Annotated in this window: 13 protein-coding genes; 4 read left to right on the forward strand and 9 right to left on the reverse strand. The window is 70.5% G+C overall.

Annotated features, from left to right (window positions below; genetic code table 11):
• Window positions 1-28: 28 nt before the first annotated feature.
• On the reverse strand, window positions 29-1084 hold the full coding sequence (locus AB0I38_RS27105; RefSeq protein WP_358476793.1) for an ice-binding family protein: 1056 nt from the start codon (window positions 1082-1084) through the stop codon (window positions 29-31).
• 217 nt (window positions 1085-1301) lie between these two features.
• Here AB0I38_RS27105 and AB0I38_RS27110 point away from each other — a divergent pair, with 217 nt between their 5' ends.
• A complete protein-coding gene (locus AB0I38_RS27110; protein ID WP_358476840.1) occupies window positions 1302-2561 on the forward strand; it encodes a nucleotide sugar dehydrogenase in 1260 nt (419 codons plus the stop codon).
• A gap of 2 nt (window positions 2562-2563) precedes the next feature.
• Here the strand turns inward: AB0I38_RS27110 and AB0I38_RS27115 are convergent, their stop codons facing one another.
• The 6 genes from AB0I38_RS27115 to AB0I38_RS27140 form a co-directional block, all read right to left on the reverse strand.
• A complete protein-coding gene (locus AB0I38_RS27115) occupies window positions 2564-4336 on the reverse strand; it encodes a hypothetical protein (RefSeq protein WP_358476872.1) in 1773 nt (590 codons plus the stop codon).
• Window positions 4337-4491: 155 nt separating this feature from the next.
• Entirely contained in the window at window positions 4492-5763 is a 1272-nt protein-coding gene (gene lat / locus AB0I38_RS27120) for an L-lysine 6-transaminase (RefSeq protein ID WP_358476893.1), read from the reverse strand.
• A gap of 75 nt (window positions 5764-5838) precedes the next feature.
• Window positions 5839-6372, reverse strand: coding sequence for an HdeD family acid-resistance protein (locus AB0I38_RS27125; protein WP_358476904.1), 534 nt, complete (start codon window positions 6370-6372; stop codon window positions 5839-5841).
• A gap of 46 nt (window positions 6373-6418) precedes the next feature.
• Window positions 6419-6784: a PPOX class F420-dependent oxidoreductase gene (locus tag AB0I38_RS27130; RefSeq protein ID WP_358476909.1), complete on the reverse strand. Its 366-nt coding sequence runs from the start codon at window positions 6782-6784 to the stop codon at window positions 6419-6421.
• On the reverse strand, window positions 6781-7428 hold the full coding sequence (gene trhA / locus AB0I38_RS27135) for a PAQR family membrane homeostasis protein TrhA (protein WP_358476934.1): 648 nt from the start codon (window positions 7426-7428) through the stop codon (window positions 6781-6783). Before trhA ends, AB0I38_RS27130 begins: the two co-directional genes overlap by 4 nt.
• 20 nt (window positions 7429-7448) lie before the next feature.
• Window positions 7449-8939, reverse strand: a complete 1491-nt coding sequence (locus AB0I38_RS27140; RefSeq protein ID WP_358476964.1) for a penicillin-binding transpeptidase domain-containing protein — start codon at window positions 8937-8939, stop codon at window positions 7449-7451.
• A gap of 89 nt (window positions 8940-9028) precedes the next feature.
• Between AB0I38_RS27140 and AB0I38_RS27145 the strand changes: the two genes are divergently transcribed.
• Both AB0I38_RS27145 and AB0I38_RS27150 read left to right on the forward strand, forming a co-directional pair.
• Entirely contained in the window at window positions 9029-9850 is an 822-nt protein-coding gene (locus AB0I38_RS27145) for a spermidine synthase (protein WP_436838785.1), read from the forward strand.
• Window positions 9851-9958: 108 nt separating this feature from the next.
• Entirely contained in the window at window positions 9959-10924 is a 966-nt protein-coding gene (locus AB0I38_RS27150; protein WP_358476980.1) for a pirin family protein, read from the forward strand.
• A 50-nt stretch (window positions 10925-10974) separates the two neighbouring features.
• Here AB0I38_RS27150 and AB0I38_RS27155 read toward each other — a convergent pair whose 3' ends face one another.
• The gene (locus tag AB0I38_RS27155; protein WP_358476986.1) at window positions 10975-11604 is read right to left on the reverse strand and encodes a hypothetical protein; all 630 of its coding nucleotides are present in this window, start codon (window positions 11602-11604) and stop codon (window positions 10975-10977) included.
• Between the two features lie 86 nt (window positions 11605-11690).
• Window positions 11691-11966 (reverse strand): 4a-hydroxytetrahydrobiopterin dehydratase, encoded by a 276-nt coding sequence (locus tag AB0I38_RS27160; RefSeq protein ID WP_189123460.1) that lies wholly within the window; start codon window positions 11964-11966, stop codon window positions 11691-11693.
• A gap of 150 nt (window positions 11967-12116) precedes the next feature.
• Between AB0I38_RS27160 and AB0I38_RS27165 the strand changes: the two genes are divergently transcribed.
• Window positions 12117-13355, forward strand: coding sequence for an alkyl sulfatase dimerization domain-containing protein (locus AB0I38_RS27165; RefSeq protein WP_358477002.1), 1239 nt, complete (start codon window positions 12117-12119; stop codon window positions 13353-13355).
• The last annotated feature ends 59 nt before the right edge of the window (window positions 13356-13414 follow it).

Below are 13414 nucleotides of genomic sequence, written 5' to 3' on the forward strand. Positions count from 1 at the left end.
ACTGCATTCCCCCTGTGTTGGTCCCGGCCTATCGGCGGTTGAGCACCTGATGTTCCACTGCGGGGGATTCGCTGGGCTCGAAGTAGACCCATGCCTCGTTGACGGCGCTGCCCCCGTCCAGGTACACGGCGGTGATCGAGTGCACCCCTCGGGTGAGTTCGGCGGTGGTGAACCTGGCGACGGCCGAATCGTTCAGCAGGGCCGACCCGAGGACGGTGGAGCCGTCCTTGAACAGCACCTCGCCACCGGGGCGAACCCCGTCGTAGCCGCCCTGCACGACGGCGGTGAAGGTGACCGGTTCGTGCAGGCGTGATGGGTTCGGCGACGAGGTGACGGAGGTGGTGGTGGGCGGACGGTTCGGCACCGAGATGTGGGTGGTGGGCTCGGTCGCGGTGCCGGTGAGGCTGATGGAGGTGTGGAGCGAGATCGCGCGCCCGTACATAGCCACGCCCTCGTCCACCGTGATCCCGTTCCGGGCCAGGATGTTGCCGCGGAAGGTCGAGAGCGGTCCCAGGTTCACGGTGTTGCGGACCACCCAGAAGACGTTGTCCTCCTGGGCTCCGTTCACGAGGTCGATGTTGCTGACCCGCGCCGTGTTCAGCTCGGTGTCGGCCTGGAAGATGAAGACGGCGTCCGGATCCCCCTCGGCGTCCAGGGTGAGCGTCCCGTTGATCTGGAAGAAGCCCCGCGGGCTCTCGTAGACACCGGGCGCGACGGTCAGGCCGCCGAGCTGCGGGGAGATGGTCCCGTTGGCGGGCCGCCCGGTGGCGTCGTGGTAGGCGGCCGCCGCGTGCTCCATGGCCTCCGCGGCGACCGCGTTGCCCGTGTTGATCTCTCCCAGTACTTCACCCGGTGGAAACCCGGTCACGATGGTGCCGGGACTCACGTCGATGTCACCGGCGATCCTGGTCAGATCGGCGCTGTTGACCGCCAGCTTGGCGATGAGCGCGGACTCCTCCGCGCGGCCGAGGTCCACCCGGTCCTGCCTGGCGGTAGCGCTCCGCGTGGAGGCGGTGAGCGTGCCCATCGCCAGCACGCCGGTCAACGCGACGGACAGCCAGGAACGAGGCGAAAGATCGACCATGGCCGCAAGTGTGGCGACCGGATCACTCCCGACAGTCGCGGACATCCCACGTCGGCCATGTCATTGCCAGTCCTTGCCTGCAACGCGACCTTCACCGGTCATCCCCGGCGAAAACCACCATGGCGACACGCCGGGCCCCTGATCGAATCGGCGGTCCGAGAAGACATGACTTCTACAGTCAGGTGACATCTCATCTCGAAGTGACAGGGGTCCAGACATGGAAGAAAAACTGGTGGTCATCGGCCAGGGCTATGTCGGCCTGCCGCTGGCGATGCGAGCCGTGGAGGCGGGGTTCGACGTCGTGGGAATCGATGTCGACCAGTGGCGCGTCAAGCGGCTGAACGCCTGCGAGTCCTACGTCGAGGACATCACCGACGACCGGCTGGCCGCCGCGCTGCGCAGCGGCCGCTACCTGGCCGGCTCCGACTACGCCGACGCCGAGGGATTCGGCGTGTGCGTGATCACGGTGCCGACGCCGCTCGCCGAGGGCGCCCCCGACCTGCGGCACATCGCCTCGTCCGGCCGGTCGATCGCGCCGCTGCTGCGGCCGGGCGCCACCGTGATCCTGGAGTCCACCACCTATCCGGGCACCACCGAGGAGTATCTGCTGCCGCTGCTGGAGGAGGGCTCCGGGCTGCGGGCTCCGGAGGACTTCTTCCTGGGCTACAGCCCCGAGCGCATCGATCCGGGCAACTCCGAGTGGCGCCTGGAGAACACCCCGAAGGTCGTGTCCGGCATCGACGAGGCGTCCCTGTCCAAGGTCGCGGCGTTCTACGGGCAGCTGGTGAACCAGGTCGTCCCCGTCTCCTCGCTCCAGGTGGCCGAGCTGTGCAAGCTGCTCGAGAACACCTTCAGGCACGTCAACATCGCCCTGGTCAACGAGTTGTCCATCTTCGCCGAGCAGCTCGGCATCGACGCCTGGGAGGCCATCGACGCGGCCTCCACCAAGCCGTTCGGCTACCTGCGCTTCACACCGGGGCCCGGCGTCGGCGGGCACTGCCTGCCGATCGACCCGTCCTACCTGTCGTGGAAGGTGAAGCGGAGCCTGGGGCACAACTTCCGGTTCGTGGAGCTGGCCAACGACATCAACGACCACATGCCGGAGCACGTCGTGCACCGGGTGACGCTGGCGCTGAACCAGCGCCGCAAGCCGGTCAACGGCAGCCGGGTGGTCGTGCTCGGGCTGGCGTACAAGAAGAACGCGGGTGACTGCCGCGAGTCGCCCGCGATCGAGGTGGCCAAGGGGCTGCACAAGCTGGGCGCCGACGTACGGGCCGCCGACCCGCACGTGGAGCACTTCCTGCTCCCTCCCGGCGTCGAGATCATCGAGGTCTCGCGCCGGGAGCTGGCCGAGGCGGACGCGGTGGTGATTCTCACCGACCACGACTGCTTCGACTACGAGCTGATCGAGCGGGTGAGCCCGTTCATCTTCGACACCCGCAACCGCTGCCGCGGACCCAACGTCGAGCTGCTCTGACGCTAGGGGATCGCCGAGACCGGCACATCTCGCACCTCGACCAGCGGGCTCGGAGCCATTCCAGGCGTGACGCCGGCGAACCACGCGGCGGGCGTGCCGGCGGCGGTGACCAGGCAGATCACCAGCGCGAACGTACGCCGGCCGCCGGACCGGGCGGCGAGCAGCGCGAGCACGATCAGCAGCACCACGCCCAGCAGGGCGAGGTAGGGCAGGTAGAGGAGCACGATGTCCTCGCCTCGCCCCAGCGGCACCTCGACGTCGCAGAGCACCCGGACGAGGTAGGCGGCCAGCACCCCGGTCCCGGCCGCGAGCAGCACCGACCTGAGCGGCAGCCGGGCCCGCCGTACGACGAGGATCAACCCGTGGACCGCGACCATCGCCAGGTAGGGGTACGGCCCTTCGAGGAAGTGCGGATCGCCGAGCAGCAGGCCCAGTAGAAGGCCGGTGGCGCTCATGCCGAGCACCAGCACCACCGGGGGCCGCAGCAGCAGTTGCGGCCGGCTCACCAGCCCGAACGCTCCGCACCAGGTGATCGCGCCGCAGAGGGTGAGCAGCAGCGCGACGCCGAGCAGCGCGGCCGGCGCGGGCGCCTCGTCGCCCAGGCCGGTCAGCCGGCCCAACGTCTCCCGCATGATCGGACCGGCCGCCGGCGACCTCCCGCCGGCCTGCGCGACGGCCAGGAACACCGTGGTCAGCCCGAGGGCGGCGAGGGCCCGCCGGGGCAGGCCGAACCACCTGACCGTCTCGACCGCCACGACCGCCACGAGCCCGCCGGCCAGCAGCGGCAGGTAGGTGGCCTGCGCGCCCATGACCGCCACGAGCATGACGGCCAGGAACACCCACCGGCCCCGGGTCTGCCGCCGGTCGCCCAGCAGGTCGACGACCAGGAGCACGACCGGGACGAAGAGCAGCGCGCCGAAGGTCCGGGCCGGGCTCGACCACGACTGCACCGGCTCCCACGCGAACACCCCGGCGGCCCCCCGGTAGAGGCTGGGCGCCGCGACGAGGACGGTGGCGGCCAGGGCGCCGAGCGCTCCCGCCCACGTGCCGATGACCCGGCGGCCGGCGGACCCGAGCAGGACGACGAGCGCGGCCAGCATGGGCAGCATGGCCAGGCGGGAATGCAGGACCAGCGGGTCGATTCCGGTGAGCGCGGCCGCCGCGAGGTGCGCCTGGATGGACCACGCGCGTTCGTCCAGCGGACCGGCCGGGGCGAGCGGAACGCCGAAGCGGTCGGCGGCGGTCCATCCGATCAGGCAGATCACGCCCAGCGCGAGCCCCCATGACCACCACAGCGACGCCCGGTTCGGGCGAGGCGCGCCCTTCCAGTGCCGGTGGAGGCGGGGGACGGCGAGGAAGAGCGCGTACGTGCCGAGCGGCCAGACCGCGACGAGCAGGGGCACCCCGGCCACGCGGCCGAGGAGCGAGGCGAGGACTTCCAGCGCGTAACCGAAGGTCAGCCCGAGCGCGACCTCCTCGGGCAGCCCACGGGGACGCCGGTACAGGAGCCGGACCCACAGCAGGCCGGGCAGCGCGAGGCCGAAGGTGACGTACACGCTGAACAGGACGAGGTCCGTGACGGAGACGCCGTAGAACCCGAGCACCACTCCGGCGCAGGCGGCCACGGCCGCCGCGGGCAGCCAGGTGGAGAGCCGCTGCCAGGCCGGCCGCCGCGGGCCGGCGGGTGCTGATCCGTCCGCGCCGGTCTCCGGCGCGGAGGCCGCGGAAGCCGCGGAGGGCAGCGGGGAACGCGGAAAAGGAGGAGCTTCTGCCATGAGCGCAAGCCTGACGAGGCAGGCGCTCCGGACCGGCGCGGACGCCCGGGCACGGCAATGTCCTTGCCGGTCCTTGGCGGGGTTTTCAGGCCGGGACGGTCACTTCAGGGCGGTCACTACAGGACGGCCGCTACAAGGCGGTCACTACAGGACGGTCACTTCAGGGCGGCCGCGAGCGCGGCGAGACCGCGGTCGAGGTCGGACTCGGTGATGTTGAGCGCCGGGCGCAGCCGGACGGAACGGGGGCCGCAGGGGAGCACGAGCACGCCCTGCCGCTCACGGACACGGGTGACGAAGGCGTCCCTGCTGGACGTGCCGGGCAGGTCGAAGGCGCACATCAGGCCGCGGCCGCGCACGTTGGACACGCTGTCGGGCTGCTCGGCCTGTATCTTGGCGAGGCGTTCGAGCAGGAGGACGCCGAGGGTGGCCGCGCGCGGGATCAGGCGGTCGCGCTCGATGATCTCCAGCAGCCCGCGCGAGCGGACCATGTCGACCAGGTTGCCGCCCCAGGTGGAGTTGATCCGGCCGCTCACCTGGAAGACGTTGTCAGGCACCAGGTCCACGCGGCGGCCCGCCATGATCCCGCCGACCTGCACCTTCTTGGCGAACGCCACGACGTCGGGGGCCAGGCCGAGCTGCTGGTAGGCCCACGGGGTGCCGGTCGCGCCGCCGCCGGTCTGCACCTCGTCCAGCACGAACAGGGCGTCGTACTCGTGGCACAGGCGCTGCATGGCCTGCAGGAACTCGGGGCGCAGGTGGTTGTCGCCGCCCTCGCCCTGGATGGGCTCGGCGATGAAGCAGGCGATGTCGTGCGGGTGGCGTTCGAAGGCCGCGCGGGCCTGCTCCAGCGCGTGCACCTCCGCCGCCTCCACGTCTCCGAGGTGGACGGCCGGTACGTCGAGGCGCGGCCAGTCGAAGACGGGAAAGCGGTCGGTCTTGGCCGGCTCGGTGTTGGTCAGGCTCATCGTGTAGCCGCTGCGGCCATGGAAGGCCCTGGTCAGGTGCATGACCTGGGTGCCGAGCTCGCGCGATCTGCCGGCGGCCTCGTTGCGGCGGCTCTTCCAGTCGAAGGCGGTCTTGAGGGCGTTCTCGACCGCCAGCGCGCCCCCCTCGACGAAGAACAGGTGGGGCAGTTCGGGGTCGCCGAGCACGCGGGTGAACGTGTCGACGAAGTCGGCGAGGTGCTCGGTGTAGATGTCGGGGTTGGCGGGCTTGTTGCGGGCGACCCGGCCGAGCAGCCCGGCGAACTCGGGGTCGAAGGGCGGGTTCACGCCCAGCGGGGCGGAGGCGAAGAACGTGTAGAAGTCGAGATATCGGCGGCCGTCGCGCGCGTCGACGAGCCAGGAGCCCTGGCTTCGTTCAAGATCGAGGACCAGGCGGTAGCCGTCGACGAGCAGGTGGCGGGCGAGGCGGTCGTGTACGTCCATGTCTCCTCCACAGTGAGCCAGACATGGCATACGTTCCCCACTCCAGCAGGCATTTATCCGGAAAATTTCCGGACTCTAAGCCTGTGGCGCAATTTTCTTTATCCGGAACGCCAGAGCCATCACCGCGATGCCGTACAGGATCGCGAACAGGCCGACCAGCCAGACGAGTGTGAGCAGGCCCGCGCCCGGCCAGATCAGCAGGACGAGGCCGAAGATCACCAACAGCACCCCACCCACGATCAGTATCCACTCGTTGACGGTCGTCTCGCGCAGCCGGACGCCCGCCACGATCTCCGCCACGCCGGCCAGGATGGCCCAGATGGCCACGAGGTAGAGCAGGGCGAGCGAGGTGATCCCCGGCCAGACGAGGGCCACGACACCGGCCACGATGCCGAGGATCCCGGAGATGATCAGCCAGGCCCGCGACCCCGCGTCAGGCTCGGACCCGGCGAACAGCAGAAAGAGGCCGTTCACGATCGCGTACGCGCCGAAGAAGATCACCAGGACCAGCACCGTGAGGCCGGGCCAGACGAGGGCGAGGATCCCGAAGATGATGGCGGCGATGCCACGAATGAGGACCAACCACCAGGTGCGCGCAATTTGCTCCATGGTGAATCTATGTCCAGTTTGTCACCGCATGCAGACCACCATCCGGTCAAGCATTGGTGATCCGCACCCCCACCGTCCCCGCGTCGCCCCGGCGCAGCTTGCTCCCGAGCATCGCGATCCGGCCCATCAGGCCGTACTTGCGCTTGAGGAGGCCGCGCACCCGCTCGGTCTCCTCGGCGCCGAGCACCTCGGCCCGGCCGGGCACCGCCTCTCCCCTGAGCTTCCCTCTGTGGTCACAGGGCGCCACCTGCACAGCGGGGTTGTTGCGGATTCGCTTGACTTTGCCGGAGTCCGCGGCGGTCCAGAGGACCAGGGCGTCACCGTCCTGGGCCACCCAGACCGCTGTCGCGATGGGAGTCCCGTCCTTGCGGTAGGTCGTGACTGAGATGTACTGCTCCGTACCAAGATTCACACATGCGAGTAGACCACGATCGACACCGCTATGTACTGCACCAGGTAGGCGGCGACGGTGAACGCGTGGAACACCTCGTGGAAACCGAACCACTGAGGTGACGGATCCGGGCGGCGCAGGCCGTACACGACCGCACCGGCACTGTAGAAGACGCCGCCGACGGCGACCAGCACGACGGCGGCCACACCCGCCCCCTCCAGCAACTGCGGCAGCACGAAAATCGCGGTCCAGCCGAGCGCCAGGTAGAGCACCGTGTAGAGCCAGCGCGGCGCGCCCATCCAGAACACCCGGAACATCACCCCGGCCAGCGCGCCGCCCCAGGTGACGGTCAGCACGATCACCCGCGCCGCACCCGAGAGCGCGAGCAGCGCGAACGGCGTGTAGGTGCCCGCGATGATCAGATAGATGTTGGCGTGGTCGAAGCGGCGCAGCACCTCGGCCAGGCGCGGGCCCAGCGTGCCGCGATGGTAGGTGGCGGAGATGCCGAAGAGCAGGGCCGAGCTGATCGCGTAGGCAGCCGCCGCGACCCGGGCCAGGAGGGTGGGACCGAACGCCACGAGCACGAACCCCGCGACCAGCGTCACGGGCAGCGCTCCGATGTGCAACCAGCCTCGCAATCGGGGCTTCACGGTCAAGGTCGTCATATAACCTACGGTACCGTAGGTTAGAGCCCGTTGAGGAAGCGGGCGGTGATCGGCAGCGCGGCCGTCCGGCCCGCTCCGCCGTGCCGGACGAAGACGCAGAAGGCCAGGTCGTCGCGGTAGCCGATGAACCATCCGTGGTCGTGGCCGTCCACCACCTCGGCGGTGCCGGTCTTGCCGGAGATGCCCGCGGGCAGCCCCGCCCCGCTCGCCGTCCCGTGGTCGACGACCGCGGCCATCATGTCGCGCAGCGCGGTGACGATCCCCTCGTCGAGCGGGACCGGCTTGTGCGGCGTCCCCTCGATGCGCGCGGCCTCGTCCGCCGGGAGCAGCCGGGGCGAGCGCCAGGTGCCGCTCTGGACGGCGGCGGCGATCGTCGCCATGCAGAGCGGGGTGGCGAGCACGGTGCCCTGCCCGATCGCGTCGGCGCCGTGCCAGTCGGAGTTCTCCGGGTCCGTCATCGTGCCGCAGGCGCCGCCCGCGCCCGTCGGCAGGCCACGGCCGAACCCCCACTCCTCGGCCGTGGTGCGCAGGTCCTCGGTGCCCAGCCGCGCCACGGTCTGCTGCACGAACGTGGTGTTGCAGGAGTGGGCGAACGCGTCGGTGAAGGTGACGGTGCCGTGGTCCTGGTGGCCGGCGTTGTGGAAGGACCGGCCGAAGGGGATCGTGTAGTCACCCGGGCAGCCGAACTCGGCCGCCGGGTCGAGGCCGCTCCTCAGCAGCGCCGCCGCCGTGATCACCTTGAACGTCGAGCCGGGCGGGAAGAGGTCGTGGAAGGCGCTGGCGCCCCGGAGCCGGTCGGCGACCGCGAGCACCTCCCCCGAGCTGGGGCGCAACGCGATGATCGCGGCGTCCTCCACCCCGTCCAGCGCCCGCGCCGCCGCCGCCTGCACCGGGCGCGACAGCGTGGTGCGCTGGGCCTCGGCCTTCGGCTCGGCGGTCATGAGCCGCCGGACCGGCTGTCCCGGCACCGTCGACACGAGCGCCCAGCCCTGGTTCACCTCCCCGAACTCGGGTCTGATCCGGTCGAGGTAGGACTCGGCGTAGCTGTCGTTGGGAATCTTGTCGCCCTCCCTGGTGACCAGCTCGGCCGAGGGCCCGTCGAACTCCGTCAGGTTCAGCGTCCCGCCGTCCTTGAGCAGCGGATGCAGCGTCTCGGGCGACCAGAGCACCTTCCAGGCCCGGCCCTGTACGGCCAGCCGCAACGTCCCGGCGAACGGCCACGGCCCGAACTCGCGTAACTCCCGGCTCCCGGTGAACGGCACCTCGGCCGTCTCCTCCCCCGTGCTCTTCACCGCGCCGGGCAGAAGCTCGACCTCCTCGACGTGCAGTTCCTCGGTGAACGACAGGTGGCGGCTGACGAAGTCGGCCGGCGGCTGGTGGACGAGCCGGGCCATCGCCCGCACGTCACCGTCCTGCCACGCCTGGAAGTAGGCCGTCGAGGTCTCCTGGGCGCTGCCTCGCACCCGGTTGGCGGCCAGCACAGCGAAGCCGTACGCGCCCAATACCGCCACTACGGCGATAACGAGCACAATCAGCCTGCGGCGTCGCATACGGTTTCCCCCAGAGAGGAGACAGCGTGGCACGAGGACAGCGCGAACCGATGCCCGGCCTGTACCCGGTGACGTTCGGCGAGATCGAACTACTCCGGGATCTGGACCGGCAGGACGGCTGGATGCTGTCCAAGGATGGCGTACCTCAGTCGTATGTTGACCTACAAGACCCCACATATTTGGAATTCGAGTACGTACGCCTCATGGCGGACGTCATCGACCTTCTCCCCGAGGGCCCGCTCACCTGTGTCCACGTGGGCGGCGGCGCCTGCACGATCCCCCGCTACGTGGCGGCCACCCGGTCCGGCTCCCGGCACATCGTCATCGAGCCGGACGGCCTCCTGGTCGACCTGGTCCGCGAACAACTCGACCTGCGCTCGGTGCCACGCCTGAAGGTCATGGTCCAGGACGGCCGCGAAGGCATCGCCCGCGTCTGGGACTCCTCGGCCGACCTGGTGGTGCTCGACGCGTTCGCCGGGGCCACCATGCCGATCGAGCTGGCCACGGCCGAGTACATGAGCGACCTGGCCCGCGTCCTGCAGCCCTCCGGGCTGCTGCTGGTCAACCTGGCCGACGGCAAGGGCCTGACCTTCGCCAGGCGGCTCGCGGCCACCGTGCTGGGCACCTACCGCCACGTCGCCCTGCTGGCCGAGCCGGGAGTGCTGCGCGGCCGCAGGTTCGGCAACCTGATCGTCGCGGCGTCACGCGCCGAGCTGCCGGTCGACCTCCTCACCCGCCGCGCCGCGGGCGGCCTCACCCAGGCCAGATGCGTGTACGGCGAGGCTCTGACGCGTTTCGTGGCGGGCGCGTCCCCGATCCGTGACGGCGAACCGGTGCTCACCCCGGTGCCTCCTCCGGCCGTGTTCGGCTGAGCCCTGCGCGAGCGCGGGCCCGCACTCCATGTACAGCGGACGGGCGACCTGGAATAGTTGAAAAGTAAATCAGGTTGAGTGGAGCAGATTCCCCCGGAAGGAGCCGGCATGCCCGCCGTAACCGTAGACAACCCGCTCACCCTCCCCCGCATCCCCGCCCCCGCCGCCGGGACCCCCGAGCGGAAGGTGCTGGCCGTGGAGACCGCGCCCAGCGGATTCGAGGGCGAAGGCTTCCCCGTACGCAGGGCGCTCGCCTCGATCAAGCCGTCCTACCTCGACCCCTTCGTGATGATGGACCAGATGGGCGAGGTCGACTACGCGGCCGGCGAGCCCAAGGGCACCCCGTGGCACCCGCACCGCGGGTTCGAGACCGTCACCTACATGATCGACGGCGTGATGGAGCACCTCGACTCCAACGGCGGCGGGGGCACGATCACCAACGGCGACACGCAGTGGATGACCGCCGGGAGCGGACTCCTCCACCGCGAGGCGCCGCCGGAGTGGCTCGTCCAGCAGGGCGGCCTCTTCCACGGCATCCAGCTCTGGGTCAACCTGCCGGGAGCCAAGAAGATGATCGCGCCGAAGTACCAGGACATCGGCAGCTCCAGTGTCGTGCTCCTGAGCAGCAACGACGGCGGCGCCCTGGTGCGGCTCATCGCCGGCGACCTGGCGGGCAACGTCGGGCCCGGCAGCACGCAGACGCCGATCACGCTGCTGCACGCCACGATCAGCCCCGGCGCCCGCCTCACGATGCCGTGGCGCAAGGACTTCAACGCGCTCGCCTACGCGCTGTCCGGTCGCGGCAGCGCCGGCGCCGAGCGGCGGCCGTTCGAGAGTGGGCAACTGGCCGTCTTCGACGGCTTCGGAAAGCGCCCCGGTCTGACGACGGCGGGCGAGAGCATCACGATCTCCGCCACGGACACGCTCGAAGTGATCATCCTGGGCGGCGAGCCGATCGGTGAGCCGGTGGCCCACTATGGGCCGTTCGTCATGAACACCCGGGCCGAGCTGGTGCGGGCCTTCGAGGACTTCCAGGCCGGCCGCCTCGGCACGATCCCGGCCGGCCACGCCTGATCAGGCGGGCCGGCTCAGGCAAGGCTCAGACGGGGCCGGCTCAGACAGGTTCAGTCCAGGGTCAGGCAGGCGGCGCGGTCACCGGCGGAGCCGGCCTCGGGGCCCGTGGGGGTGGTCGACTGGGAGTGGATCACCAGGGAGCCGGGATCACGGCCGTCGAGCGACCACGGGTTGCGGGCCGTGGCGCGACCGGCACCCGCCTCGTCGGTCTTGAAGTCGAGCCACACCTCGTTCGTGGCATTCGCCTTGCCCGGCTCGTGCTGGAAGTGGGGGCCGGCGTCGTCGGGCTTGGTCCCGCACACCTTGGTGTGCAGGTGGGCGCCGTAACGCCGGTTGGGGAGGAAGCCCTCGACCACGAGGGAGGTCAGCGTCTTGCCTCCGGCGGACTCGACGGTGACGCTGGCCTGCGCGCCGTCGGGGACGAGCTTGCGGTTGTAGGTGATGGCCGCGGTGTCACTGGTGGAGAAGGTGCCGCTGGAGGAGAGCGACGTCGCGCTGTTGGACGTGCTGTGGTCGCCCGGCTCGCCGGGACTGGCGCCGGGCGTGCCACCGTACGTCTCGCCGGACGAGGGGCTGGGGCTCTGCGCCGCCGGCCCCACGGGGGCGTCGCGCGCCGGACTGGTGGTGGTCTGGGCACAGCCCGCCACGAGCAGGACGAGCAGGAGCGCGGGCACGCGCATGGGAAACCCCCAGAGCAGTGACGGAACACGAGCCTTTCCGGCCTACCGGCTCGCGAGGGCCACCACTCTAGCGAGTAACCGAACCGCTACGCACCGTGTTTCGCGGCGATGGCGTCGATCAGCGCGGCCAGGGTGAAGTCGGCCTCGGTGAGACCGCCCTTGTCGTGCGTCGTCAGGGCGAGGTGCAGCTTGCGCCACCGGATGTCGATGTCGGGATGGTGGTTGAGCTCCTCGGCCTTGACCGCGATCTCGTCGACGATGCGGATGGCGGTGGGAAAGTCAGGCGCGGCGACGGTGCGGCGGATCTCGTCGCCCTCGCGCCGCCAGGCGGGCAGCTCGCTGAGCTTCTTCTCGACGTCCATGGGACTCACGGTACTTGAGCGCCCCGGCCCCGGACCCGAACCTGGTCCGGGGCCGGGCGGCGGCACGCTCACGCCGAGGAGCCCCGATCGAGACGTGACCTTTGCCGTGAGCACTTGCCCAGAATCATGTTCTGGGGAGAGGGTGGGGCCATGATCGAGGAGTACGCGGACCGCGTGTGGAACGGTGAGACGGACGACAGCATCGCGGACATGGGCCTGTTCGGCCAGGGCGTCCAGCCGATCGCCGACGGCCTGGGCTGGTGGGCGGGGTTCGGCAACGTGATCGCCTTCGACTCGGGCGGCGAGCTGGCCCTGTTCGACACGAGCGCTCCGTTCATGTCGGAGCGGATGCACGCCGACGTGCGCGCCTGGAGCCGGTCGCCGCTGACGACCGCGATCTACTCGCACGGCCACATCGACCACGTCTTCGGCACGGCACCCTTCGAGGAGTCGGGACCACGGGCCACCGTGTACGCACATGAGGCAGTGAACGCCCGATTCCAGCGATATTTGCTGACAAATGGCTATAACGCGGTGATCAACCGGCGGCAGTTCCAGAACGACGACCTCCAGTGGCCCACCGTCTACCGGCACCCCGACGTGACCTACAGCGACACGCTGACCGTGCGGCATGGCGACGTCACCTTCGATCTCTTCCACGCCAAGGGTGAGACCGACGACGCCACGGTCGGCCATGTCCCCGAGCACCGGCTGCTGCTGCCCGGCGACCTGTTCATCTGGCTCACGCCCAACTGCGGCAACCCCCAGAAGGTGCAGCGCTACCCCCGCGAATGGGTGCACGCCCTGCGGCGGATGGCCGCCCTGGACGCCGAGATCATGCTGCCCAGCCACGGCGCGCCGATCTTCGGCCGCGAGCGCGTCCGCCAGGCGCTGCTGGAGACGGCCGAGTGGCTCGACTCGCTGATCTCCCAGACGCTCGTCCTGCTCAACGAGGGCGCCCGCCTCGACGAGATCGTCCACACCGTGAAACCGGCGTCCCACCTCGCGGACCGCCCCTACCTCAGGGCCCGCTACGACGAACCCGAGTTCATCGTGCGCAACCTGTGGCGGCTGTACGGCGGCTGGTACGACGGCAACCCCGCCAACCTCAAGCCCGCCCCCGACGCGGTGCTGGCCGGTGCCGTGGCGGAGCTGGCGGGCGGCGCCGTCCGGCTGGCCGACGCCGCGCTGAAGGCCCTGTCCGAGGGCGACGAGCGGCTGGCGGGGCACCTCGCGGAGATGGCCGCGCTCGCCGCGCCCGACGACCCCGGCGTCCACCGGGTCCGGGCCGAGGTCTTCGGGGCGCGGGCCGCCGGGGAGCTGTCGCTGATGGCCCGGGGCGTCTTCGCCTGGGCCGCCAAGGAGTCCACCGGCCGCGCGTCCTCCTGACGGCACCGACGGCACGCCACCCAGCCACACCACCGGAGGAAGTCACCGCCGGGACGTGC

Source organism: Nonomuraea cavernae (assembly GCF_040655715.1).
Taxonomy (GTDB): domain Bacteria; phylum Actinomycetota; class Actinomycetes; order Streptosporangiales; family Streptosporangiaceae; genus Nonomuraea; species Nonomuraea cavernae_A.

Coding starts and splice junctions, on each gene's coding strand:
- lat (WP_358476893.1), bottom strand. CDS start 5,763: ATGGACGTACACGACCGCCTCGCCCGCCACCTGCTCGTCGACGGCTAC.
- AB0I38_RS27125 (WP_358476904.1), bottom strand. CDS start 6,372: ATGGAGCAAATTGCGCGCACCTGGTGGTTGGTCCTCATTCGTGGCATC.
- AB0I38_RS27110 (WP_358476840.1), top strand. CDS start 1,302: ATGGAAGAAAAACTGGTGGTCATCGGCCAGGGCTATGTCGGCCTGCCG.
- AB0I38_RS27150 (WP_358476980.1), top strand. CDS start 9,959: ATGCCCGCCGTAACCGTAGACAACCCGCTCACCCTCCCCCGCATCCCC.
- AB0I38_RS27165 (WP_358477002.1), top strand. CDS start 12,117: ATGATCGAGGAGTACGCGGACCGCGTGTGGAACGGTGAGACGGACGAC.
- AB0I38_RS27160 (WP_189123460.1), bottom strand. CDS start 11,966: ATGGACGTCGAGAAGAAGCTCAGCGAGCTGCCCGCCTGGCGGCGCGAG.
- AB0I38_RS27115 (WP_358476872.1), bottom strand. CDS start 4,336: ATGGCAGAAGCTCCTCCTTTTCCGCGTTCCCCGCTGCCCTCCGCGGCT.
- trhA (WP_358476934.1), bottom strand. CDS start 7,428: ATGACGACCTTGACCGTGAAGCCCCGATTGCGAGGCTGGTTGCACATC.
- AB0I38_RS27155 (WP_358476986.1), bottom strand. CDS start 11,604: ATGCGCGTGCCCGCGCTCCTGCTCGTCCTGCTCGTGGCGGGCTGTGCC.
- AB0I38_RS27145 (WP_436838785.1), top strand. CDS start 9,029: ATGCCCGGCCTGTACCCGGTGACGTTCGGCGAGATCGAACTACTCCGG.
- AB0I38_RS27105 (WP_358476793.1), bottom strand. CDS start 1,084: ATGGTCGATCTTTCGCCTCGTTCCTGGCTGTCCGTCGCGTTGACCGGC.